This window comes from Nonomuraea sp. NPDC050394 (assembly GCF_044459065.1).
Classification (GTDB): domain Bacteria; phylum Actinomycetota; class Actinomycetes; order Streptosporangiales; family Streptosporangiaceae; genus Nonomuraea.
In genome coordinates, this window is record NZ_JBITIO010000020.1 from 72,530 (window position 1) to 95,537 (window position 23,008).

At 72.0% G+C, this 23,008-nt stretch carries 19 protein-coding genes; 12 read left to right on the plus strand and 7 right to left on the minus strand.

Annotated elements, in window-relative coordinates; genetic code table 11:
- Nucleotides 1–15 precede the first annotated feature (15 nt).
- From ACIBKY_RS47975 to ACIBKY_RS48000, 6 genes are read left to right on the plus strand one after another with little or no spacing between them, the layout of a single operon-like run.
- Complete coding sequence (locus ACIBKY_RS47975; protein WP_397108137.1) at nucleotides 16–885, plus strand: ABC transporter substrate-binding protein; 870 nt, start codon at nucleotides 16–18, stop codon at nucleotides 883–885.
- On the plus strand, nucleotides 882–1,721 hold the full coding sequence (locus ACIBKY_RS47980; protein ID WP_397108139.1) for an amino acid ABC transporter permease: 840 nt from the start codon (nucleotides 882–884) through the stop codon (nucleotides 1,719–1,721). Before ACIBKY_RS47975 ends, ACIBKY_RS47980 begins: the two co-directional genes overlap by 4 nt.
- 2 nt (nucleotides 1,722–1,723) lie before the next feature.
- The gene (locus ACIBKY_RS47985; RefSeq protein ID WP_397108243.1) at nucleotides 1,724–2,476 is read left to right on the plus strand and encodes an amino acid ABC transporter ATP-binding protein; all 753 of its coding nucleotides are present in this window, start codon (nucleotides 1,724–1,726) and stop codon (nucleotides 2,474–2,476) included.
- Nucleotides 2,476–4,179: an amidohydrolase family protein gene (locus tag ACIBKY_RS47990; protein ID WP_397108141.1), complete on the plus strand. Its 1,704-nt coding sequence runs from the start codon at nucleotides 2,476–2,478 to the stop codon at nucleotides 4,177–4,179. Before ACIBKY_RS47985 ends, ACIBKY_RS47990 begins: the two co-directional genes overlap by 1 nt.
- Complete coding sequence (locus ACIBKY_RS47995) at nucleotides 4,176–4,910, plus strand: serine hydrolase (protein ID WP_397108143.1); 735 nt, start codon at nucleotides 4,176–4,178, stop codon at nucleotides 4,908–4,910. The genes ACIBKY_RS47990 and ACIBKY_RS47995 overlap by 4 nt, the downstream gene beginning before the upstream one ends.
- A gap of 48 nt (nucleotides 4,911–4,958) precedes the next feature.
- Entirely contained in the window at nucleotides 4,959–5,882 is a 924-nt protein-coding gene (locus ACIBKY_RS48000; protein ID WP_397108145.1) for a LysR family transcriptional regulator, read from the plus strand.
- A 63-nt stretch (nucleotides 5,883–5,945) separates the two neighbouring features.
- On the opposite strand, the gene arc is transcribed toward ACIBKY_RS48000, so the two are convergent.
- Together arc and ACIBKY_RS48010 are read right to left on the minus strand one after the other, a co-directional pair.
- On the minus strand, nucleotides 5,946–7,709 hold the full coding sequence (gene arc / locus ACIBKY_RS48005; protein ID WP_184968230.1) for a proteasome ATPase: 1,764 nt from the start codon (nucleotides 7,707–7,709) through the stop codon (nucleotides 5,946–5,948).
- Nucleotides 7,710–7,913: 204 nt separating this feature from the next.
- Entirely contained in the window at nucleotides 7,914–8,762 is an 849-nt protein-coding gene (locus ACIBKY_RS48010; protein ID WP_397108147.1) for a tRNA (adenine-N1)-methyltransferase, read from the minus strand.
- Between the two features lie 55 nt (nucleotides 8,763–8,817).
- On the opposite strand from ACIBKY_RS48010, the gene ACIBKY_RS48015 reads away from it, so the two are divergent.
- Nucleotides 8,818–9,924 (plus strand): GNAT family N-acetyltransferase, encoded by a 1,107-nt coding sequence (locus tag ACIBKY_RS48015; protein WP_397108149.1) that lies wholly within the window; start codon nucleotides 8,818–8,820, stop codon nucleotides 9,922–9,924.
- 90 nt (nucleotides 9,925–10,014) lie between these two features.
- Entirely contained in the window at nucleotides 10,015–10,509 is a 495-nt protein-coding gene (locus ACIBKY_RS48020) for a hypothetical protein (RefSeq protein WP_397108151.1), read from the plus strand.
- A 176-nt stretch (nucleotides 10,510–10,685) separates the two neighbouring features.
- Here ACIBKY_RS48020 and ACIBKY_RS48025 read toward each other — a convergent pair whose 3' ends face one another.
- Complete coding sequence (locus tag ACIBKY_RS48025; RefSeq protein WP_397108153.1) at nucleotides 10,686–11,042, minus strand: hypothetical protein; 357 nt, start codon at nucleotides 11,040–11,042, stop codon at nucleotides 10,686–10,688.
- A 5-nt stretch (nucleotides 11,043–11,047) separates the two neighbouring features.
- Nucleotides 11,048–12,010 (minus strand): DUF4145 domain-containing protein, encoded by a 963-nt coding sequence (locus tag ACIBKY_RS48030; protein ID WP_397108155.1) that lies wholly within the window; start codon nucleotides 12,008–12,010, stop codon nucleotides 11,048–11,050.
- 203 nt (nucleotides 12,011–12,213) lie between these two features.
- Between ACIBKY_RS48030 and ACIBKY_RS48035 the strand changes: the two genes are divergently transcribed.
- A complete protein-coding gene (locus tag ACIBKY_RS48035) occupies nucleotides 12,214–15,204 on the plus strand; it encodes an AAA family ATPase (protein ID WP_397108157.1) in 2,991 nt (996 codons plus the stop codon).
- 441 nt (nucleotides 15,205–15,645) lie between these two features.
- On the opposite strand, the gene ACIBKY_RS48040 is transcribed toward ACIBKY_RS48035, so the two are convergent.
- Together ACIBKY_RS48040 and ACIBKY_RS48045 are read right to left on the minus strand one after the other, a co-directional pair.
- A complete protein-coding gene (locus ACIBKY_RS48040; protein ID WP_397108159.1) occupies nucleotides 15,646–17,181 on the minus strand; it encodes an FHA domain-containing protein in 1,536 nt (511 codons plus the stop codon).
- Between the two features lie 195 nt (nucleotides 17,182–17,376).
- Nucleotides 17,377–18,465, minus strand: coding sequence for a site-2 protease family protein (locus tag ACIBKY_RS48045; protein WP_397108161.1), 1,089 nt, complete (start codon nucleotides 18,463–18,465; stop codon nucleotides 17,377–17,379).
- A gap of 152 nt (nucleotides 18,466–18,617) precedes the next feature.
- Here ACIBKY_RS48045 and ACIBKY_RS48050 point away from each other — a divergent pair, with 152 nt between their 5' ends.
- From ACIBKY_RS48050 to ACIBKY_RS48060, 3 genes are all read left to right on the plus strand, one after another.
- A complete protein-coding gene (locus tag ACIBKY_RS48050; RefSeq protein ID WP_397108163.1) occupies nucleotides 18,618–19,475 on the plus strand; it encodes a RecB family exonuclease in 858 nt (285 codons plus the stop codon).
- A gap of 453 nt (nucleotides 19,476–19,928) precedes the next feature.
- Nucleotides 19,929–21,104 carry a histidine kinase gene (locus ACIBKY_RS48055; RefSeq protein ID WP_397108165.1) on the plus strand — a complete coding sequence of 392 codons (1,176 nt, stop codon included), beginning with the start codon at nucleotides 19,929–19,931 and terminating at the stop codon, nucleotides 21,102–21,104.
- On the plus strand, nucleotides 21,101–21,784 hold the full coding sequence (locus ACIBKY_RS48060) for a response regulator (protein ID WP_379622191.1): 684 nt from the start codon (nucleotides 21,101–21,103) through the stop codon (nucleotides 21,782–21,784). The genes ACIBKY_RS48055 and ACIBKY_RS48060 overlap by 4 nt, the downstream gene beginning before the upstream one ends.
- Nucleotides 21,785–21,936: 152 nt before the next feature.
- On the opposite strand, the gene ACIBKY_RS48065 is transcribed toward ACIBKY_RS48060, so the two are convergent.
- Entirely contained in the window at nucleotides 21,937–22,938 is a 1,002-nt protein-coding gene (locus ACIBKY_RS48065; RefSeq protein WP_397108245.1) for an ABC transporter ATP-binding protein, read from the minus strand.
- Nucleotides 22,939–23,008 lie beyond the last annotated feature (70 nt).

The following is a 23,008-nucleotide window of genomic DNA, read 5'->3' on the forward strand; positions in this document are numbered from 1 at the left end:
CCAACGATGGCCGCCATGCGAAAACACCTGGTCATCGCGCTGGTCGCGGTGTGCGCGCTGGGCGCGGGCTGCGGCAGGTCGTCCTCCGGTACGGCGGCGCCCTCAGCCCCGGCGCCGGGCGGCAAGAGCGCCAAGGAGCTGGTGCCGCAGAGCGTCCGCGAGGCGGGCGTGCTGCGTGTGGCGACGTCGGAGGGCTATCCGCCGATGGAGATGTACAAGCCGGGCACACAGGAGCTGACCGGCGTGGACCCGGACCTGGCCACGGCGATCGGCACGCGGCTCGGGCTGAAGACGACGGTGACGAACGCGGCGTTCGACGGGCTCATCCCGGGCCTGCAGGGCGGCCGGTGGGACATCGCGATGTCGTCGCTGAGCGACACGGCCCAGCGCCGTCAGGCGGTCGACTTCGTCGACTACTTCAACGCCGGCGGCTCGGTGATGGTCAAGAAGGGCAACCCGGAGGGCATCACGTCGCTGGCGGACCTGTGCGGCAAGAAGGTCGTGCTGGCCAAGGGCTCCTCGAACCTGGAGATCGGCAAGCGCCAGAACGACAAGTGCGCGAAGAAGATGGAGATCCTGCAGAGCGAGGACGCGCCGACGGGCCTGCTGACGATCGACTCGGGCCGGACGGTGGCGACGATCGTGGACTCGCCGGTGGCGTACATGTTCGCGAAGGAGACCGGCAAGTACGAGGTGCTGGCCGAGCAGTACGACGCGGGTCCCTGGGGCATCGCGGTCGGCAAGCAGAACACGGGCCTGCGCGACGCGATCGCCAAGGCGCTGCAGGAGATGGTCGAGGACGGCTCCTACAAGGCGGTCCTCGACAAGTACGGCACCGGCCCCAACGCGGTCTCCAAGGTGACCATCAACACGGGTGCGCCGTGACGGCCGAGCTTCCGATCGAGGCGGTGAAGCCGCGGCGGCCGGGACCGATGGTCGCCGGGGCCGCCGCCGGGCTGGGGCTGGTGTGGCTGGCCTACACGGTCGTCGTCAACGAGAACCTGCACTGGGACGTGATCGTGGCGTTCCTGTTCGACGGCAGGATCCTGGGCGGGCTTCTGGTCACGATCGCGCTGACGGTGCTGTCGATGGGGCTGGGCGTGGTGCTGGGGGTGACGGCGGCGGTGATGCAGCTGTCGGACAGCCCGGTACTGCGCGGCGCCTCGGGGCTGTACACGTGGTTCTTCCGCGGCACGCCGCTGCTGGTTCAGCTGATCTTCTGGTTCAACATCGGGCTGGTGTTCCCGGTGATCGGGATCGGCGTGCCGTTCGGCGGGCCGATGCTCGTGGAGTGGCAGGCGCACCAGCTGATCACGCCGTTCGTCGCGGCGCTGCTGGGGCTGACGATCAACGAGGGCGCGTACATGGCGGAGATCGTCCGGGCGGGCATCCGCTCGGTGGATCCCGGCCAGCGCGAGGCGGCCGAGTCGCTCGGCATGTCACACAGGAAGATCCTGCGCCGCGTGGTGCTGCCGCAGGCGATGCGGGTGATCATCCCGCCGACCGGCAACCAGTTCATCTCGATGCTGAAGACGACGTCGATGGTGTCGGTGATCGCCGGGGCGGAGTTGCTGACCGTCTCGCAGCGCATCTACCTGGAGAACTTCGAGGTGATCGCGCTGCTGGTGGTGGCGTCGCTGTGGTACCTGCTGCTGACGAGCGTCGCCAGCGTCGGCCAGCACTTCCTGGAAAGACGCTTCAGCAGGGGGTACGCGTCGTGAGCATGGTCAGTCTGCGGTCGGTCAGGAAGAGGTACGGCGCGCTGGAGGTGCTCAAGGGCGTCAGCCTGGAGGTGCCCGAGGGCGGTGTGGTGTGCGTCGTGGGCCCGTCGGGTTCCGGCAAGTCGACGCTCCTGCGGTGCGTGAACCGGCTGGAGACGATCGACTCGGGCCGTGTCTGGGTGGACGGCGAGCTCGTCGGCTACCGGGAGCGGGCCGGGCGGCTGCATCTGCTGCGGCCGGATGAGCTGTGCGCGCAGCGGCAGAAGGTCGGCATGGTGTTCCAGCGCTTCCACCTGTTCCCGCACATGACGGCGCTGGAGAACGTGATGGAGGGACCCTGCGCGGTCCAGCGCGTGCCCCGCGCGCAGGCGGCGAAGCGGGCCGGGGAACTGCTGGCGCGGGTGGGGCTGGCCGACAGGGCCGGGCACTACCCGTCGCAGCTGTCGGGCGGCCAGCAGCAGCGGGTGGCGATCGCCCGTAGCCTGGCCATGAACCCGAAGGTGATGCTGTTCGACGAGCCGACCAGCGCCCTGGACCCGGAGCTGGTGCAGGAGGTGCTGGCGGTCATGCGCGATCTGGCGGCGAGCGGGATGACCATGATCGTGGTGACGCACGAGATGGGCTTCGCGCGGGAGGCGGGCGACCACCTGGTGTTCGTGGACGACGGGCTGATCGTGGAGGAGGGGCCGCCGCGCGAGGTGCTGGCCCGTCCCCGCCACGAGCGGACCCGGGCGTTCCTCGGGCAGGTGCTGTGATGCTGGACCTGCTCATCACGGGCGCGCGCCTGGCCGACGGCACGGGCGCGCCCCTGCGCCCGGCCGACGTAGGCGCTCTGGACGGCCGTGTAATCCTCCTGCCACCCTCCGGCCCCTCCGGCCCTCCCGGCCCCTCCGGTCCTCCCGGCCCCTCCGGTCCTCCCGGCGTCTCCGGCCCTTCCGGCGTCTCCGGCCCTTCCGGCGTCTCCGGCCCCTTCGGCCCTGGCGCCGGATCTCGGCCGGATCCCAGGGCGCGGGTGGTGCTGGACGGGGCCGGGATGGTGGTGGCGCCCGGGTTCATCGACGTGCACACCCACTCCGACGCCGCCTCGCTGTTCGGCCCCGAGTTCGCGGAGCTGGCCGCGGCGCCGGTGCGGATGGGGGTGACGACGGAGATCTGCGGCAACTGCGGGTCGAGCCTGTTCCCCGCGCTGCCGGAGCGGCTGGAGGAGCTGTCCCGGTCAAGCCGGACCTCTTTCGGCGGCCGGGTACCGATATTTCGGGACTTTGGGGGGTTCGCGGAGGCGCATGCCGGGGCGCCCCGGGCCAATCATCTGGCCTCGCTGGTCGGGCACGGCACGCTGCGGGCGGGGGTGGTCGGGTATGAGGACCGGGCGGCCTCGCCGTACGAGCTGGATGTCATGTGCGGGCTGCTGGGCGACGCGCTCGCGGCGGGCGCGGCCGGGCTCTCCACCGGGCTGATCTACACGCCGGGCACCTACGGCGGCACCGACGAGGTGGTCGCGCTGGCGAGCGTGGCCGCGCGGTACGGCCGGCCGTACGTGACCCATCTGCGCGACGAGATGGCGCGCGTGGAGGAGGCGCTGGAGGAGGCGGCCGAGATCGCCCGCAGGAGCGGCGCGGCGCTGCACGTCTCCCACCACAAGACCGCGGGCAGGCACGCCTGGGGCAGGACCGAGCGGACCCTCGCCCGCCTGGCCGAGCTGCGCGCCGGAGGCATGGACGTCACCTGCGACGTCTACCCCTACACCGCGGGGAGCACGTCCTTGTCGGCGATGCTGCCGCCGTGGGCCAACGACGGCGGCACCCCCGCGTTGCTGGAACGGCTGCGCGACCCGGCCCAGCGCGACAGGATGCGCCACGCGATCGCCGAGGGCGTGCCCGGCTGGGAGAACACGGTCGGCAACGGCGGCTGGGACCTCATCTCGGTGGCCTCGGCCGTGGGGCACCGCGAGCTGGAGGGCCGCACGATCGCCTCGCTCGGCGGCGACCCGGTGGACGCGGCGGCCGAGCTGCTGCTGGCCGAGGGCGGCCAGGTGACGATCATCAGCCATTCGATGCGCGAGGACGACGTGCGCCGGGTGCTGGCGGCGGAGTTCACGATGATCGGCTCGGACGGGGTGCCGAAGCCGGGGCGGCCGCATCCGCGGATCGCCGGGACGTTCCCGCGGGTGCTGGGGCACTACGCGCGAGAGGAGGGCCTGTTCTCGCTGGAGGCGGCGGTGCACAAGATGACCGGGATGGCCGCGGCGCGCTTCGGCCTGGCCGGCCGCGGGGTGGTGCGCGACGGGGCCCATGCCGATCTGGTGGTGTTCGACCCGGCCGTGATCGCGGACGCGGCCACCTACGCCGACCCGCTGCTGCCCCCTCGGGGGATGGCGGCGGTCGTGGTGGCGGGCCAGACGGCCGTGACCGGCGGCGGGCCGACCGGCGCCACGCCGGGCCGGATCGTCACCCCATGACGCTCGCGGAGCTCGCGGCCGCCTGCCCGGGAACGCTGGCGGTGGCGGTCCGCCGCCCCGGCGGCGGATTCGGGATCAACGAGGACGCCGAGCTGCCTCTGGCCAGCGTCGGCAAGCTCCTCCTGCTGGCCGAGGTCGCGATGAGCATCGACGGCGGCATCCTCGACCCGGCCGCGCCCGTGCGCCTGGAGGAGGAGGACTACTGCGGCGGCTCGGGCCTGCTGCTCGGGCTGAGCGCGCGCACGTGGAGCGTCGCCGACCTGGCCCTGATGACCGCGGCCGTCAGCGACAACACCGCCACCAACGCGCTCCTGCGCACCGTCGGCCTCGACCGGGTCAACGCGGCGGGCGCGGCGCTCGGCCTGACCCGTACGCGGCTGCTCGACCGCATCCGCGAGCCGCGCGGCCCGGAGCACCCGCCGACGTTCGCCGTGGGGACCGCGGCGGAGCTGGCGGGCCTGGCGGCGCTGGTGGCCGGGAGCAACGGCTGGCAGGTGCAGCTGCGCGAGTGGATGCTGGCCAACACCGACCACACCCTCGTGCCCGCGCTGGTCCGGCACGACCCGGAGGGCGCGTGGCTGGCCAACAAGACCGGCACCGACGACGGCGTCCGGGCCGACGTCGGGCTGATGGGCGAGCGGGCCTACGCCGTGCTCGCCTGCGGCCCGGCCGGCAGCGAGGACGACCTGGCCGCCGCCGTACGCCGGGCCGGCCTGCTCATCGCCGCCTGACCTGGGCTGATTAGGGTAGGCCCACGTCCGTTCGACAGAGGAGGCCGCATGCTCGGCAGCCATCGTCTCCGGGTGCTGCTGGAGGTGTTCCGCACCGGCAGCATCGCGGGGGCCGCGCGCGGCCTGAAGCTGTCGCCGTCGGCCGTCTCCCACCAGCTGGCCAAGCTGGAGGAGGAGGCGGGCGTCGGCCTGGTGGAGCGCAACGCGCAGAGCCTGCGGCTGACCGAGGCCGGCCGCCGGCTGGCCCACCGGGCGCAGGAGGTCGTCGACATCCTGGAGGCTGCCGAGAAGGACCTGCTGGCCCAGGCCCGGGTCGACGCGGGCGAGCTGCGGATCGGCTTCTTCGCCTCGGCCGGGTACCGCCTGCTGCCGCTGGCCCTGTCGCGCTTCGCCACCCGCTATCCGAGCGTGCGGCTCGACCTGGTCGAGGGCCAGCCGTACGAGCTGCTGCCCGATCTCGAGCGCGGCGCGCTCGACGTGCTCGTGGTCTTCGAGCACGCGCTGGATCCGTGGAAGTGCCCGGAAGGGGTGGAGGTCCTGCACCTGTTCGACGAGCCGCAACTGCTCGTGGTGCCCGCCGGGCACCAAGCCGCCCAGCGTCCCCGGGTACGGCTGGCGGAGCTGGCCGGTGAGCACTGGATCACGACGTTCGGCGCCGAGCATCCGGTCTCGACGCTGGAACGCGCCAGCGCGCTGGAGGGCTTCACCCCGCAGGTGCGCTGCCGCAGCGACCACTACGAGGTGACGATCGGGCTGGTGCGCGCCGGGCTGGGCGTGGCGCTGGTGCCGAGCCTCGGCCTGCAGGGCGTCACCGGCGTCCAGGTGTGCCGGGTGGTCAACCAGCGGCTGTTCCGCCGCATCGGTGTGGCCCGCCGTCCCACCAACCCGAACCCGGCGGCCCGCTCCTTCATCGCCTACCTGCGCACCGCCGCGGCCCAGCTTCTCAACTCGCTGGATCCCGGACTGCGCTGAGTCCCCCCTGAAACGGAAGGGCCGCGCGGAGGAGATCCGCGCGGCCGCCTCACGTCCGTGGCGTTACAGGTACTGGCCCGTGTTGGCGACGGTGTCGATGGAACGGCCGGCCTCGGATCCCTGCTTGCCGGAGACCAGGGTGCGGATGTAAACGATCCGCTCGCCCTTCTTTCCGGAGATCCGCGCCCAGTCGTCCGGGTTGGTGGTGTTGGGCAGGTCCTCGTTCTCGGAGAACTCATCGACGCAGGCGGCCAGCAGGTGCTGCACCCGCAGGCCCTTCTGCCCCGTCTCCAGGAACTGCTTGATGGCCATCTTCTTGCCCCGGTCGACGATGTTCTGGATCATCGCGCCGGAGTTGAAGTCCTTGAAGTACAGGACTTCCTTGTCGCCGTTGGCGTAGGTCACCTCGAGGAAGCGGTTCTCCTCGCTCTCGGTGTACATGCGCTCCACGACGCTCTGGATCATGCCCGCGATGGTGCCCTCGCGCGATTCGCCGTGCTCGCTGAGGTCCTCCGGGTGCAGGGGAAGTCCGGTGACGAGGTACTTGGAGAAGATGTCCTTCGCCGCCTCGGCGTCCGGCCGCTCGATCTTGATCTTGACGTCCAGGCGGCCGGGCCGCAGGATCGCCGGGTCGATCATGTCCTCGCGGTTGGAGGCGCCGATGACGATGACGTTCTCCAGGCCCTCGACGCCGTCGATCTCCGACAGCAGCTGGGGCACGATGGTGTTCTCGACGTCGGAGCTGACGCCCGAGCCTCGGGTGCGGAAGATCGAGTCCATCTCGTCGAAGAACACGATCACCGGGGTGCCCTCTGAGGCCTTCTCACGCGCCCGCTGGAAGACCAGGCGGATGTGCCGCTCGGTCTCACCGACGTACTTGTTGAGCAGCTCCGGGCCCTTGATGTTGAGGAAGAAGCTCTTGCCTTCCTGGCCGGTCTTCTCGGCGACCTGCTTGGCCAGCGAGTTGGCGACCGCCTTGGCGATGAGCGTCTTGCCGCAGCCGGGCGGGCCGTACAGCAGCACGCCCTTCGGGGGCCTGAGCTTGTGCTCGCGGAAGAGGTCGGCGTGCAGGTAGGGCAGCTCGATGGCGTCCCTGATCTGCTCGATCTGCCGCATGAGGCCGCCGATCTCCTCGTAGGAGATGTCGGGGACCTCTTCGAGCACCAGCTCTTCGACTTCGGACTTGGGAATGCGCTCGTAGACGTAGCCGGAGCGCGGTTCGAGCAGCAGCGAGTCGCCGGCCCTGATGGGCTGGTCGACCAGCGACTCGGCCAGGCGCACGACGCGTTCCTCGTCGGCGTGCGAGATGACCAGGGCGCGTTTGCCGTTGTCGAGCAGTTCCTTGAGCATCACGATCTCGCCGACCTCTTCGTAGCCGAGTGCCTCGACCACGTTGAGCGCCTCGTTGAGCATGACCTCCTGGCCACGCCGGAGCGAGTCGACGTCGACGGCCGGGCTGACGTTCACGCGGAGCTTGCGCCCTCCGGTGAACACCTCGATCGTGCCGTCTTCTCTGGCCTCCAGGAAGGTGCCGAACCCGGATGGCGGTTGCGCCAGCCGGTCCACCTCTTCCTTGAGGGCGACGATCTGGTCCCTGGCCTCCTTGAGGGTTGCCACCAGGCGTTCGTTCTGGCCGGTCACCGCCGCCAGATTCGCCTGGACCTCATGGAGACGCTCTTCCAGGACCCTGGCCTGACGGGGTGACTCGGCCAGCTTCCGCCTCAGCGCGGTGATCTCCTCTTGGAGGAAGGAGACCTGTGTTGTGAGATCAGCGACCTCCCGTTCGCGCTGCGCGGCTCGAGCCTCAGCATCATCGCGAGCTGCCACGCCCCGTCACCTCCTTCCCAGTCGAGGGCGACTACTAAGGACCTTACCTATCTCGGGCCCCTCCGTAACCTGGCCGGGCAGTGTTCGTAGAGTGACATTCGGTGTTCGGTGAATAATCCCCAATGGAGCGTTTAATCCTGCCAGCATATGAACACGGCGAGATGTTCCCGTGTCACGCACCAACGCACCCTCGTGGCCAAATTGTCATAGTTCTTCGGTGGTCCCCTTCGGTCGTCTGCGGCGCGGCGGCGGTGTGACGCCGTCGGCCATGCGGCGGGCGGTGACGAGGAACCCGGTGTGGCCGATCATCCGATGATCAGGCCTTACGGCCAAGCCCTCGACATGCCAGTCGCGAAGGAGGGTCTCCCACGCATGGGGCTCGGTGAAACTCCCGTGATCCCGAATCGTCTCCACCGTCTTGGACATCTGGGTCGTCGTGGCGACGTAACAGCAGATGACCCCGCCCGGCGTGAGGGCCTTGGCGGCCGCGTCCACGCACTCCCACGGGGCCAGCATGTCGAGGATGACCCGGTCGACGTCGATCTCGTCGATGCTCTCGTTGAGGTCGCCGACGACCAGGCGCCAGGTGCCGGTCTCGCCGCCGTAGAACTTCTCGACGTTCTTGCGGGCGACGTCGGCGAACTCCTGGCGGCGCTCGTACGACGTGACGTGCCCCTCGGGACCGACGGCCCGCAGCAGGAAGCAGGTCAGGGCACCCGAGCCGACCCCCGCCTCGATCACCCGCGCGCCGGGGAAGACGTCGGCCATGCCGACGATCATCGAGGCGTCCTTCGGGTAGATCACGGCGGCGCCGCGCGGCATCGCCAGCGTGTAGTCCTGCAGCAGGTGCCGGAAGGCGAGGTACTGGGTGCCGCCGGAAGAACGCACCACCGAGCCCTCGGGCTGGCCGATCAGCTCGGCGTGGGGGATGGCGCCCTTGTGGGTGTGAAAGACGCCGTCCTCCTTGAGCGTGATCGTGTGGCGCTTGTTCTTGGGGTCGGTGAGCTGCACCTGATCCCCCGCCTGGAAAGGCCCATGCCTGCGGAAACCCATGGCGGCAAGGTTATAGGGATTTCGACTGGTCCCAGACGCGCGATATGAAGGGGGGATGTTTCCGCGCGATGTGATCTCCGCCGGCCCGCTGCTGCTGCGGCCCCCCACCGACGACGACACCCAGGCGGTCGTGCAGGCGTGTGACGACCCGGTGACGGCCAGGTTCCTGCCGTTCCTCGCCTCGCCGTACACGGCCGAGGACGCCCGCGACTACCTGCGCGTGACCGAGGAGAAATGGGCGAAGGGCGGCGCGGAGTTCACGATCACCCGCGAGGGCCGTTTCGTGGGCTCGGCCGGATTGCAGCCGATCGACCGCTATGGAACCACCTCGGTCGGCTACCTGGTCGCGCCGCACGCGCGCGGCACCGGCGTGGCCAGCACCGTCGCCAGGGCGCTCGCCGACTGGGCGCTCGACCACGGGGCCGCCCGCGTCGAGCTTGAGGCCGAGGTGAGCAACCTCGCCAGCCTGCGCGCCGCCTACAAGGCCGGGTTCCGGCAGGAGGGCATCAGGCGCGAGGGCAAGCGGCTGCGCGACGGCAGCAGGAACGACCAGGTGACGTTCGGCAGGGTGGCGGGCGAGCCGGGCGAGGCGGCCGAGCCGTACTTCCCCTTCTTCCCCGGCGGGCACCTCACCGACGGCGTGGTACGGCTGTCGCCGATCGGCGAGGAACACGTCGAGGGGTTCCAGGCGATGATGGACGACCCGGTCGTGCGCTCGTACGCGCTGGCGCCCCCCGGCTCCCTGCCGGACTACGTCCGCCGCTGCCGCTACACGGGCTTCTGGTGGATGTCGGGCCAGCGGGTGGAGGTGGTGATCGAGGACGCGGCCACGGGCGCCTTCGCCGGGCACGTGCAGCTGGTGAACGTGGCGCAGATGCTCCACCAGGCCATGGTCGGCTACTCGCTGGCGCCGGGCTTTCGCGGCAAGGGCTTCATGGGCAGGGCGCTGGCGCTGCTGGTGGAGTGGGTGTTCGCGGCCACCCCGCTGCGCCGCCTGACGGCCGGGACCGCCGTGGACAACACCGCCTCCCACCGGGTGCTGGAGCGGGCCGGCTTCACCCGCCAGCACATTCACCGCCAGCTTCTCCCCCGCCTCGACGGCGGCTGGTCGGACGACGTGGAGTGGCTGCTCCTGCATCCCAAACTGGGGGAAAAATCCTGATTACCGGTTGAAGGTCTGGCCAACGGCGTATTTGGGAGGTAATAGTCGAAACCACCGACCCATCAGGCACCGCCGGCCGTTGGGACTTCCATGAGAATCAGCCGCACCGACGTCGCTGTGCACGATCTCATCCAGGACTTCTCCCGCGTGGACGTGGGGGCGCTCATCGAGCGCCTGGCCCGGTCGGCGGCGGTCGTGACGGCCGCCGGGTACGCCGGGTTCGTCCAGGTGGATCCGCTCCAGGAGCTGGCCAGGTCCGTCGCCCTGCACGGCCCGCCGGGCGACCCGCTGCGCGTACGGGCCTGGCTGGCCGAGTCCGGGGTGCTGAAGGAACTGGCCGTCTGCCACGGGCCCGTGCTGCTGGCGCGGGACGTGCCGGTCGGCGAGCCGGGGTTCCTGGCGGTGCCGGTGCCGCTGGCGACGCGGGAGCAGGCGTTCCTGTGGACCGCTGGGCGGGACTTCGACGACTTCGACACCCACCTGCTCGGCCGCTTCGCCACGGCCGCGGGGCGGGCGCTGGAGGCGGCCAGCGGGATGGAGGCGGCCGTGCGCCTGCTCCGCGGCGTCCAGGCCTTCGCCCCCTGACCACCCGTCGCAGGCCGTCGCCCGTGACCGTGTGCCGCAGGCCTTCGTCCCGTGACCGCCGCAACGCAGGTCTTCGCCCCCTGACGATCTGCGGGCCTTCGCCCCCGTGACCGCGCGGTCGGATGTTCCCGCCTGACTGGGCTTCTGGCCGTCCGTCTCAGGGTGGGCGCCGGGTGTCAGGGGCCCGCCGTGTGGAGGGCTTCGCGCAGCAGGGCGTCCACCTGGCGGGCGAGCCGGTCGACGTCCACATCACCCCGCAGGTCGAGCTCGGTCACCTGCTGTCCCACCCGCAGTTTCAGCGTGACGCCCCGCCCGCGCACCCGCAGCCACATCTCCACGGTACGGCCCAGCGCCTCCGCCTGAGCCTCGCCCTCCACCGCCACCAGCAGTTCCGGCTGCCCGGAACCCATCCGGCCCGGCCCCGGCGGCGCCGTACGCGAGGTGACCCGCCCCCGCAGCGCGTCCACGTCGCGCAGCCACTCCTCCAGGGAGTGCAGCAGGTCGGCCTCCCCCTCCAGCGTGATGTCCGGCATGGCTCTCATTTCACGATCGCGGCGGTCCGGGCGGAGGTCACCCGGATCAGGTCCCGGGGCGCGAGCTCCAGCTCCAGCCCGTGCCGCCCGCTGGGAATGTAGACGCTGTCCTGCCCGGCCGCGCCCGCGTCGAGCACCGACGGCAGGTACGGCAGCGCCACCGGGCTCAGGACGTCGGCCGCGATCGCCTCGCCGATGCGTTCGACGTCGGCCCGCGTGGCCACCCGGGCGGCGCCGGCGCCGAACGCGGCGGCCAGGGCGTTCTCGTCGATGCGGCCCTCGATGGCGGCGATGGCCAGGACGGCGTGGTGGCCCAGGTAGAGGACGACGGCCTTGAGCATGCGGGGTGGCGGGACGCCGAGGGCCAGCGCCACGGCGGCGCGGGACTTGGTGTGGGCGGGGTCGTGCGGATAGGGGTGGACGGCGAAAGGCGTACGCGTTTTGCGGAGAATGCGCATGGCCGTGGTCTCGACGGCCGTTGAACGGCGTTTCCCGGGTGGGCGCGCCCGCCGTACCTGAAAGTCACGATATTTCGGGGAAAATACATATAAATAGTCAATGAAGGCTTCGGCGAGTTCCACCGCGTCGGCGGCCTCCTGGCGAGTGAGAGGGGCGGCGCCGAGGTGGGCGGCCTCGTTGCCGAGTTCGCGCAGTTCCTCGGCCCAGCTCAGGAGCCAGCCGTCGATCCGGCCGGCCGCCCGCAGCTCGCGCAGGGCGTGGAAGAGCGTGCGGCCGGTGATGCCGTGGTCGGCGCAGACCGCCTCCAGCAGGCGCCGCACGTGCAGCACCGCCGCGGCCCCGGAGCCCGCGCGCAGGCCCGCTCTGGCCTGGGTGAGCTCGGCCCGCACGAGGACGGGGACCTGCTCGCCGATCCCCCGCCCGGGAGCCGGCCACAGCACCTCGGCGGGGCGGGCGGGCAGGTCGTCGGGGTCGGCGTCGGGCGCGGGCTCCCCGGACAGCAGCAGCATCACCTGACGGCAACTCTGGCAGGCGGCCAGCACAAAAGGCCGCAATTCGGACGGGAGAAAAACCCGGTGCGGCGCGTCCGCTTCACGGGCCAGAGTCTGCCGTCCGCAACCCGGGCAATCGACGTCGAATTTCGCCCCCCACCGCGCCACAGAACGGAAGATATTCGATCACATTAATTGCATCAAGGGCGTAATCTCCCAGTATGAAGACCTGGCCGTTCGCCGGGCGCAGGCAGGAACTGGAACACCTGGTCCGCCTCGCGCGCGATCCGACCGCGCAGGGCGTGCTCGTCGCCGGTCCCGCCGGCGTGGGCAAGAGCAGGCTCGCCGGGAAGATCCTGGAGGCCTTCCGGCCGGCCAGGGTCACGCTCCTGCCGATCACCGCGACCAAGGCGGCCAGCGGCATCCCCAACGGCGCGCTGGCCGACCTCATCCCCCGCGACCACCCGCCCCACCTGGTCAACACGCTGCGCTGGGCGGGCGAGGAACTCCTCAAACAGGCCCGCGGCCGCACCCTCGTCCTCGCCGTGGACGACGCGCACCTGCTCGACAGCCACTCGGCCGAGGTCGTCGCCTCCCTGGTACGGGGCCGCCAGGCCCGCCTCGTGGCCACGCTCCGCACCGGAGAACCCGCGCCCGACTCGATGACCGGACTCTGGCGTGACGGCCACGTCCGCCGTCTCGACGTGGACCCGTTCAGCGACGCCGACCTCGTGGCCGTGCTCGCCGCGGCGCTCGGCGGGCCGCCCGACGACGCCACCGCCCGGCGCCTGGGGGAGATCACCGAGGGCAACGCGCTGTTCCTTCAGGAGGTCGTGACGGCGGCGCGCGCCGCTGGATCGCTCCATCCCATCCAGGGCGTGTGGAAGCTGACCGGCGACCCGCCGCTGGCCCCGCGTCTGGCCGACCTCATCCACGAGCGCATCGGCGCCCTGTCACCCGCCCTGAAGGCGGTACTGGAGTACACGGCCTTCGCCGAGCCCGTGGGCGCCAGGACCCTGTCGGCCCTGTGCTCGGAGGAGGCGGTGCTGGAGGCGGAGGAACGCGGCCTCATCAAGGTCGCCGTGGACCGCCGCCGCGAGATCGCCCGCCTCGGCCATCCCCTCTACGGCGAGGTCGCCCGCGAACACTGCCCGGAACTGCGCCGCCGCCGCAGGCACGCCGACCTCGTCGCCGCCGTCGAGCCCACCGGCCTGCGCCGCGTCGAGGACCTCGTCCGCGTCACCGTGTGGCGGCTGAGCGCCGGTCTGGGCGCGGCCCCCGAGCCGCTGCTGGCCGCCTGCCGCCTGGCGTGGGCGGCGCACGACTACCCCACCGCGATCCGCCTGGGCGAGGCCGCGGTGGAGGCGGGCACGGACGGGAGTACGGCGAGCGCGCCCGCAACGGTCCGCGGCGCCCCGGCCACCGACACTGACACTGACACGGACACGGCCACGGCCACGGTCACCGGAAACGCGGCGGCGGCGATCCAGCTGGCCACCGTCCTCGACTACGCCCAGCAGCCCGACCGGGCTCGCGCGGTCCTGGACGCCGTCGCCCCGCCCCGCGACGAACCCGGCCGCGCCCGCCTGGTCCAGGCCGTCGCCAGCAACCTGGCCTGGGGCATGGACCGCCTGGGTGACGCCCTCGACCTGCTGGCCACCACCGAGAAGTCCCTGCGAGATCCCGCCCTGCGCCTGCAGCTGGCCACCCGCCGCCTGTCCCTGACGGCATCGGCCGCCCGCCCCGCCGACGCCCTCCACCTGAGCGACACCCTCCTGTCCTCCGGCACACCCCCGCGCCCTTCCGGCCCGGCCCCGCACCGCCACCCCCTGACCGGTCCGCCCGCCTCTTCACCGCCTCGGCCCGGCGCGCCGCCGTCCATCGTGCGGCCCGTGGAGGAGCCGGGCACCAGCGACCCCGTGCCGCTGAAGGCCGTCGTCACCGGCACCTCCGGCCTGCCGCCACCGGAGGACGCGCCCCTTCCTCAGGCGGCCACGCTCCCGGAGGAAGCGGCCCTGCCCGACGCGATGGCCCCTCCCGCAGAGACGACCGGTCCCGCACGGGCGCGCGGCGTGAGGCTGGGCCCGGTGTCGCGGGCGCAGGTGCTGAACTCCCGTGCCCTGGCCCTCTGCTACTCCGGCCGCACCCGGGAGGCCGCCGACCTGGTCCGCGAGGCCCTGGACGAGGCCCAGTCCTGGCGCGACGGCATCCCCGCCCTGGTCTCGCCCCTGCACTCCACGTGGGCCATGTGCGGCTACTTCGCCGGCGACCTCCCCCTCATGGACCAGGCGATCGCCTCCATGCGCGCCGAACTGGCCGGTCAGCGCGGATGGTCGCGCGGCGAGGGCAGCCTGGCGCTGTCACGGGGCCACGCGGCGACCCTCAGAGGCGAGCTGGGCGCCGCGCTCCTCATCCTCCACTCCCCGGCCAACCACGAGACCGCCGTGACCGTGGGCGGCTGTATGGGGGCGTATGCGGCGGTTCAGGCGCTCCGGGGTGACGCTCCGGCCGCCCGCGCCACCCTGCGCGCCGCCCTCGACCGCAACCGCGCCACGTGGACCGCGTTCACCCGCTGGGTGGCGCTGACCCGCGTCTGGATAGCCGCCGCGGCCGGCGAACCGGAACACGCCGCCGAACTCGCCCTCTCCGCCGCCGCGGAGTGCCGGGAGGCGGGCCTGTCGGCGTTCGAGTCGGTGGCCCTGCACGACGCGGTACGCCTCGGCGCGCCCCACTCCGCCCTCCCCCGCCTGGAGGAGCTCACCTCGGTGATGGACGGCTCCAGGGTACGGCTGGCCGCCCGCCAGGCCCGCGCCCTGGCCGCCGACGACCCGGGCGGCCTCCTGGACGTGGCGGCCGGCTTCGACACCCTGGGCCTGCGCCTGCACGCGGCCGAGGCGGCCGCCCAGGCCGCGTCCCTGCTACGCCGCACGCGGGGAGAGAAGGCGGCACGGGCGGCGGCCACGGAGGCCTGGTCCCTGGCCGGGGCCTGTCAGGGCGTCGACACCCCCGCCCTGCGCGGCCTGGCCGCCCCCAACCTCACCAGCCGGGAACTCCAGGTAGCCAAGCTGACGGCCGCCGGCCTGAGCCACCGCGAGATCGCCGAGCGCCTGGGCATCGCCATCCGGACCGCCATGAACCACCGCAACCAGGCCTACTGGAAGCTGGGCGTCAACTCCCCCGCCGAACTGGCCAAGGCCCTGACCCGCCACTGACCACCCACCAAACACACCCGTCACATGCCCACGACCTCACATGCACACGACCTCACATGCACACGACCTCACATGCCCACGACCTCACGTGCGCACAACCTCACGTGCACACGACTTCGCGTGCCCACGGCCTCGCGCATCTGGCTGTCGCGTCATGCGTCTGGGTGCCTGCCGCGTGCCCGCGGACTCCGGGGCGCCTCCGGGTGTGGTGGGCGCGGTCAGCCGGCCGGGGAAGCGCGCGTCGCGGCGGCGCGGGCGCGCGGCCGATGACCGTTCCCCTGGAGGGCCGCACGCCACCCACGGCGGGTGGGGGTGGGCGTGGCTTGCCGTAACGCCAAGAGCCGAAACGCGAGAAGCAGAAACGCGAGGAGCCGAAACGCGAGGAGCCACCACGCTAGGAGCGGACGCTGAGAGACGCGCCCCTCGGCGGAACAGCGCTGATCATCCTCGATGGGCCTCGAAGCGCATGGTGCGGGAGACGCCGACGCGGACGGTGGTGCCGGGGGTGATGGTGACGGGCTCGTTCGGGGGGATGTCGTAGAAGTTGGGGTCGCCGGGCGGCTGGATCTGGGTGCCGTTGACGGAGCCGAGGTCGACGAGGTTGACGTCCCAGCCGTCCAGGGCGACGCGCAGGTGGCGGCGGGAGACCGAGCCGTCGGGGCTGGTGACCTTGGCGGGACGGGCGGTGCCACCGGCGACCTCGGGGGCGCGCTCGGGGTCGCGGCCCAGCAGGTAGTCGGCCTCCAGGGGCAGTGCCATGCCGTCGTCCAGGATGAGGACGCCGAGCGACGGGCGCGGGCCCTTGTAGGGGACGAGCGTGCGCTGCACGAGGGCGATGCCGCAGACCGCGCAGTAGGGGACGCGGGGGTCGTTGAAGTGGTCGTTCTTGCAGTCCACGCCGTAGACCATGGGGCGCTGGTCGCCGTCGGACGGCGCGGCGCCGTTGCCGGCGGGCTGGTCGTCGTGCCTCGGCGCGGCGCCCATGGGCGGGGACGGCGGTGCGGACGGCGGCGCCTGCTGCGGCGGCGGGCCCCACGGGTCCTGCGCGGGCTGCTGCCCGGACGGCGCGCCCTGCTGCTCGAACGGGGGCTGCTCGAAGGGGGGCTGCTCGAACGGCGGCTGGTCGAAGGAGGACGGCTGCTGCGCCTCGAAGGGCGGCGGCTGGTCGAAGGTGGACTGCTGCTCGAACGGAGCCTGCTCGAACGGCGGCTGATCGAAGGAGGACGGCTGCTGCGGCTCGTACGAGGGCTGGTCGAAGTGGGGCTCGGGCGTCGGCTGCGGGCCCGACGGGGGGCGCTCGTCGCGGACGGGCTCCGGGCTCGGCATCGGGTACGGAGCCATCTGCACGGGAGCCGGCTCCGGCTCCGGCTTGGACTGCGGCAGGAGGTCGGGGTCCATGTGGATGGCGGTGTGCGGGAGTTCCTCGGTCAGCGGCCGCGAAGCCTGGCGCCGTTCGGCGGGCTTGGCGGGCGCCGGGGCCGGGGCCGCGGGCGCCTGGGCGGGCGCGTCGATCATGTCCGCGACCAGACCTGCGCCGCCGACCACGCCGCCGTCGAACTGGACCGCCGGATGCGGCTGCCCCGCCCCGGGCAGGCTCAGCTCGACCCGGTGCACGTGTCCGGTGATGAGCCGGTCCGCCCAGGTGAGGGAGTCGCTGCCGGACAGGCGGGTCTCGCCGTCGGCGGTGGTGACCGTGGCGGTGGCCGCCCCGCTGACGAGTACGGCCACGCCGCCGCCCACCGGCCCGGCCACGGCGCAGGTGGCCGGGTCGCCGGTCATCGCGCGGGCCAGCGCCTGGGCGGCGCGGCGGGCCAGGGCCCTGCCGTCGCCACCGGTGGCGGCGGTCTCCCGCAAGGCCTCGATCAGCTCGGTTCCGGTCGCCTCAGAAGCGTCGCATACCAGCAGCAGGCCGCCCACGTAGGCGACCAGCCCGTTGCCAGGAAGCGGACGCACCACTCCGAAGCCCTGGTCCGTCACTGAACCTCTCCTCCCCGGAAGCCGGCGGTTGTGCGGCACCGGCACCTTGGTGCTGGCCGCCAGCCTTACGCATACCCAGTCGGCCGCGGAGCCAAGGTCTCGATTCGGTGAAACCCCTGGACCGTGGCAAACCCCGCACTGGTGCAAGTCTGACCAAATGGCACCCTATCGGCCAGACCTGCGGGGGGAAAACAGTCAGACCCCGGAGAAGACCCGGTTGACGTCGGCGGTGGCCAGCACGCCGTAGATCTCGCCACCCCGCTCCACCAGCAGATACTCGGCCGCCGGCGACTCGCGCATGGCGTCGATCAAGGGCTCGCCGGTGAGGTCGGCGGCCAGGACCATGGCGGGTTCCAGAGACTTGGCCAGCGTGCCCACCTCGACCCACGGACGGCGGTGTTCCGGGGTGGCCTGGACGGCGGCCTCGTTGACGATCGCCACCGGCCTGCCGTCGTGGTCGACCACGACGACGGCGCCCGCCTTCTGCTCGGCGGCCTGGCGCAGCGCCTCCGACAGCGGCGTCGAGGCGACCACCGGGATCGCCCTGCGGGCCAGCTGGCGGGCGTTGACCTGGGGGATGCGGGCACGGATGCGGGCGACGTTCAGCGCCTGGCTGGCACCCATCCAGATGAACGAGGCCAGCACCACCGACCAGACGAGCTGCAGCGTGTCGATCGGGCGGTCGCTCAGCAGCGACAGCGCGACCGGGACGAGGATCAGCACGACCGCCAGGCCCCTGCCGGTCCAGCCGGCGGCGACGGTGCCGCGCCCCGGGCTGGCGGTGAGCTTCCACACGCCCGCGCGCAGCATGCGCCCGCCGTCGAGTGGCAGGCCGGGCAGCAGGTTGAACACGCCGACGATCAGGTTCGACCACCACAGCTGCCGGATCAGGATCTCGGGGATGCCGGCCCCGTCGATCAGGAACGCGTCGGCCAGCAGACCCACCGCCGCCAGCCCCAGCGACAGGATCGGCCCCGCCGCGGCGATCATGAACTCCTTGCCGGGCGTCGGCGGCTCCTTCTCGATCTCGGACACGCCGCCGAGGAGGTAGAGCGTGATGCGCCGGACGGGCAGGCCGTACCACTTCGCCAGGACGCTGTGGGCGAGCTCGTGCAGAAGGACGGACAGATAGAGGAGTACGGCGAAGGCGAAGGCCACCCCGTACGCCTCGAAGTCCCCCATGCCGGGCAGGCGGAAGACGTCCTGGAAGGTGATGGTGATGAAGCCTGCGATGATGAGCCAGGTCCACGACACGTATACGGGGATGCCGAACGGGCTTCCCATCCGAAGACCGGAGAATTCCTGCCGCGGCCGCTGGTCGCTCACTGGACTCCCTCTGAGATCGTGCTGTTGCTGCCTTGATGCTACGCGGCGGATCGCGCGAACCTGGTTTCGCGGCCCCCATTCTGTCGGGGTCTTGACCTACAGTGCGGTGCATGACGTTGACCGAACCGGTGATCATCGGAGCCCTTTCCCCCTCCCGGGCGGGCGACTTCATGACTTGTCCCCTTCTCTACCGCTTCCGGGTGATCGACCAGTTGCCGGAGAAGCCGTCGCAGGCGGCCGTGCGCGGCACGGTGGTCCACGCCGTGCTGGAGCGCCTGTATGACCTGCCCGCGCCGAGCCGGTCGGTCGCGGCGGCGCTGGAGCTGCTGGACCCGCAGTGGGAGCGCCTGCTGGGCGAGGAGCCCGCGTTCGCCGGGATGTTCGCCGACGACGCCGAGCAACGCGAGTGGCTCGACCAGGCGCGGGCGATGCTGGAGCGCTACTTCACCCTGGAGGACCCGACCCGGCTCGAACCCGCCGAACGTGAGCTGTATGTGGAGGCCGTGCTCGACAGCGGCCTGCTGCTGCGCGGCTACGTCGACCGGCTGGACGTCGCGCCCACGGGCGAGGTGCGGGTGGTCGACTACAAGACCGGCAGCGCCCCCGGGCCCGACTTCGAGGCCAAGGCGCTGTTCCAGATGAAGTTCTACGCGCTGGTGCTGTGGCGGCTGCGCGGTTCGGTGCCGCGGTTGCTGCAGCTGGTGTACCTGGGCGGCAAGGGCGAGGTCCTCCGGTACGCCCCCGACGAGGCCGACCTGCGCGCCACCGAACGGAAGGTGGAGGCGTTGTGGACGGCGATCCGGCGGGCGCTGGAGACCGGTGAGTGGCGGGCACGGCGTTCGCGGTTGTGCGACTGGTGCGACCACCAGGCGTTGTGCCCGGAGTTCGGCGGCACTCCCCCGCCCGTCCCTGACCGCCGCCCCGGCGACGCCGTCCGCACCCGCCGGGCGGCGACCGACGAGCTGTAACCCTGGACGCGCACCTCGACGGCGCGCGTCCGACGCCACGCCCCGACACAACGCCTCCGGCAGTCCCCCGGAAGCACGGCATTGGAAGCACGGCACTGGCGCCATGGCCTCCGGTCCGCGACCGGAGGGCGCCACGGGCACGACGGCCCCGGTGCCGGTGGCGCGCCACGGCTCTGACCGCGCGTGCCTTGCCGGGCGCCCGCGGCCTCCGGCGCCGCACGACGTGAGCGGCGCGTCAAAGGGCCTTGTCGGGCGGGTCGGCTCTCGCGGCGGCCTCGGGTGTGGGCCGGAGGGCCCGCGGCCCTGGCGCGCCGCCTGAGGCGGGCCGGCGCGGGTGGGTTCGTGGTGCGGGCCGGAGCGGGGGTGGTCGCGCCTGAGGCCGGGGTGGTGAGGAGGACGGATTCCTCCCAAGGTAGGAGGAGCCACGGCTTGAGCTGGGCCTACAGTGAATTCGTGCGCAACGATCGAGCCCTGTTTCGCGACACGGTCCTTGCCGTGGTGCTGGCCGCGGGCTCGCTCGCGTTGTTTCTCCTCTACGACGCCGCCGGCCTCCTGACCCAGCCGGGCCAGCCCACCGACGCGGTACGGTCGCCGGATCTGGTGGGCGGGGCGCTGGTCGTGCTGACGGCGGTGCCGCTGGCCGTCCGGCGGCAGTGGCCGGTCGGGGCGCTGCTGGCGAGCGCGGTCCCGGACACCCTGTTCAACGCGCTCGGCTACAGCATGGGCCTGGCCAGCGTCGCCGGCCTGGTGCTGCTGTACTCGGTGGCGGCCAGGCGTGGGCTGGCGGTGGCGCTGGCGGCGCTGATGTTCGCCATTCTGGTCTATGCCACGGGAGCGCTGCTCAGCCCGCTCGACGCGCTGACCTGGGCGGACCATCTCGTCGTGGTGGTACTCCTGGGCGGCGCCTGGGGGGTGGGCCGGGCCATCCGGCTGCGGCGGGCGTACTTCGAAGAGCTCAAGGACCGGGCGGCGCGGCTGGAGCGGGCCAGGGAGGCCGACACGCGGGCGGCGCGCGCCGAGGAGCGCTCGCGGATCGCGCGTGAGCTGCACGACGTGATCGCGCACCACGTGAGCGTGATGACGGTGCAGGCCGCGGCGGCGCGCAAGGTTCTGCTGTCCGATCCCGAGCTGGCCAGCGAGGCGCTGTCGGCCGTAGAGAACACCGGGCGCAAGGCGATGGCGGAGATGCGCGACATCGTGGGCGTACTGCGCGCCGGTTCGCCGGCCGAGCTGGGGCCGCAGCCCGGGATGTCGGCCTTGCCGGCGCTGGTGGAGCAGATGCGCGAGGCGGGGCTGACGACGCGGCTGACGGTCGAGGGACACGAGACGCCCGTTCCCGCCGGGATCGAGCTGGCGGCTTATCGGCTGGTTCAGGAGGGGTTGACCAACAGCTTGCGGCACGCCGGGCCGGGGGCTGAGGCCGTGGTGACCGTACGGCACGAGCCGCGCGAACTGGACGTGCGGGTCGCCGACGACGGCCGGGGCGCGGCCGGAGCGGCCCGGCCAGGGCATGGCTTGGTGGGGATTCGCGAGCGGGTGGCGCTTTATGGTGGAATCCTGAGCATCGGTCCTCGACCGGGGGGCGGTTTCGAGGTGCGGGCGAGGTTCCCGCTGAAGGACGGAAGATGACGATCAGAGTGCTGCTGGTGGACGACCAGCCGCTGCTGCGTACCGGTTTCCGCCTGATTCTCGAGGCCGAGCCCGACATCACGGTGGTGGGCCAGGCCGGCGACGGCAAGGACGCGCAGGAACAGACCAGGGCGCTGCTGCCCGACGTGGTGCTGATGGACATCCGGATGCCCGGCGTCGACGGCATCGAGGCCACGCGGCGCATCGTGCGCGAGGCGGCGTCCGGGGCGCATGTGCCGAAGGTGCTGGTGCTGACGACGTTCGACCTGGACGAGTACATCGTGGAGGCGTTGCGCGCCGGGGCCTCGGGGTTCCTGCTCAAGGACGTGCCGCCGGACGAGCTCGTGCAGGCGATCCGGGTCGTGGCCGACGGCGACGCGATCGTGGCGCCGAGTGTGACGCGGCGCCTGCTGGACCGGTTCGCGGCCAAGCTGCCCTCCGCCTACCAGGAGAGCACTCCGGCACGGCTGGACCGGCTGACGGAGCGGGAGCTGGAGGTGCTCAAGCTCATCGCCAAGGGCATGTCCAACGCGGAGATCGCGGCCAAGCTCGTGGTCAGTGAGACCACGGTCAAGACGCACGTGGGCAACGTCCTGACCAAGCTCGGCCTGCGCGACCGCGTCCAGGCCGTGGTCCTGGCCTACGAAACCGGCCTGATCACCCCGGGAGCCCTGTCCTAGCCGCCAAGCCCCTCCAGGCGAACCCGAGGGTGCCGGGTCTGCGCGGACGAAGGCCGGGGTGCTGGGTTTGCGCGGGAGCGTGGCTGAAGGGCGGCAGAGAATCACGCCCGCCGAGGCGATGGCGTCGGCGGGCGTGGATCAGGAGCGGGCGGTCAGGACGCGCCGCTCAAGGACGGCGCGGGTGCGACGGCGTTTTCGGGGAAGTGGCAGGCGACGCGGTGGCCGCTGGACAGTTCCTCGAGCGGTGGTTCCACCGTCTTGCAGATCTCCTGCGCCTTCCAGCAGCGTGTGTGGAAGCGGCACGCGGGCGGCGGGTTCAGCGGGCTGGGGACGTCCCCGGTCAGCCGGATGCGCTCGCGGTCCTTGCGGTTCTTCGGGTCCGGCACCGGCACCGCCGACAGCAGCGCGTTGGTGTACGGGTGCATGGGTGAGCTGTAGAGCCGCTTGCGGTCGGCGATCTCGACGATCTTGCCGAGGTACATGACCGCGACCCGGTCGCTGATGTGGCGGACCACCGACAGGTCGTGGGCGATGACCACGTACGTCAGGTCGAGCTCGTTCTGCAGGTCTTCGAGCAGGTTGACGACCTGGGCCTGGATGGAGACGTCCAGGGCCGAGACGGGCTCGTCGGCGATGATCAGCTTGGGCTTGAGCGCGAGCGTGCGGGCGATGCCGATGCGCTGGCGCTGGCCGCCGGAGAACTCGTGCGGGTAGCGGTTGTAGTGCTCGGGGTTGAGGCCGACCAGTTCCAGGATCTCCTGGACCGCCTTCTTGACGCCGCCCTCGGTGCTGATGCCCTGGATGCGGAACGGCGCGCCGACGATGGCGCCGACCGTGTGCCGGGGGTTCAGGGAGGAGTACGGGTCCTGGAAGATCATCTGCATGTCGCGGCGGAGCGGCCGGAGCCGGCCCTGCGGCATGTGGGTGATGTCCTGGCCCTCGAAGACGACCTCGCCGCCGGTGGGCTCCAGGAGGCGGGTGACCAGGCGGCCGGTGGTCGACTTGCCACAGCCGGACTCGCCGACCAGGCCCAGCGTCTCACCCTTGAAGACGTCGAAGGAGATCCCGTCGACGGCCTTGACCGCGCCGACCTGCCGCTTGAACAGGCCCTTGGTCACGGGGAAGTGCTTCTGCAGGTCCCGGACGGACAGCAGCGGCTCGTTTCCACTGACCGGACTTCCGGCCTCGTCAGTGACAGCGTGTTCGTTGGTTCGCTCGCTCAGC

Bases quoted from the DNA above. Each gene is read 5' to 3' on its own strand.
- ACIBKY_RS48030 (WP_397108155.1), bottom strand. From the start codon at position 12,010: ATGCTGCTGCTGTCCGGGGAGCCCGCGCCCGACGCCGACCCCGACGAC.
- ACIBKY_RS47990 (WP_397108141.1), top strand. From the start codon at position 2,476: ATGCTGGACCTGCTCATCACGGGCGCGCGCCTGGCCGACGGCACGGGC.
- ACIBKY_RS48000 (WP_397108145.1), top strand. From the start codon at position 4,959: ATGCTCGGCAGCCATCGTCTCCGGGTGCTGCTGGAGGTGTTCCGCACC.
- ACIBKY_RS48020 (WP_397108151.1), top strand. From the start codon at position 10,015: ATGAGAATCAGCCGCACCGACGTCGCTGTGCACGATCTCATCCAGGAC.
- ACIBKY_RS47975 (WP_397108137.1), top strand. From the start codon at position 16: ATGCGAAAACACCTGGTCATCGCGCTGGTCGCGGTGTGCGCGCTGGGC.
- ACIBKY_RS48045 (WP_397108161.1), bottom strand. From the start codon at position 18,465: ATGGGAAGCCCGTTCGGCATCCCCGTATACGTGTCGTGGACCTGGCTC.
- ACIBKY_RS47995 (WP_397108143.1), top strand. From the start codon at position 4,176: ATGACGCTCGCGGAGCTCGCGGCCGCCTGCCCGGGAACGCTGGCGGTG.
- ACIBKY_RS48010 (WP_397108147.1), bottom strand. From the start codon at position 8,762: ATGGGTTTCCGCAGGCATGGGCCTTTCCAGGCGGGGGATCAGGTGCAG.
- ACIBKY_RS47985 (WP_397108243.1), top strand. From the start codon at position 1,724: ATGGTCAGTCTGCGGTCGGTCAGGAAGAGGTACGGCGCGCTGGAGGTG.
- ACIBKY_RS48015 (WP_397108149.1), top strand. From the start codon at position 8,818: ATGTTTCCGCGCGATGTGATCTCCGCCGGCCCGCTGCTGCTGCGGCCC.
- ACIBKY_RS48050 (WP_397108163.1), top strand. From the start codon at position 18,618: ATGACGTTGACCGAACCGGTGATCATCGGAGCCCTTTCCCCCTCCCGG.
- ACIBKY_RS48025 (WP_397108153.1), bottom strand. From the start codon at position 11,042: ATGCCGGACATCACGCTGGAGGGGGAGGCCGACCTGCTGCACTCCCTG.
- ACIBKY_RS48035 (WP_397108157.1), top strand. From the start codon at position 12,214: ATGAAGACCTGGCCGTTCGCCGGGCGCAGGCAGGAACTGGAACACCTG.
- ACIBKY_RS48060 (WP_379622191.1), top strand. From the start codon at position 21,101: ATGACGATCAGAGTGCTGCTGGTGGACGACCAGCCGCTGCTGCGTACC.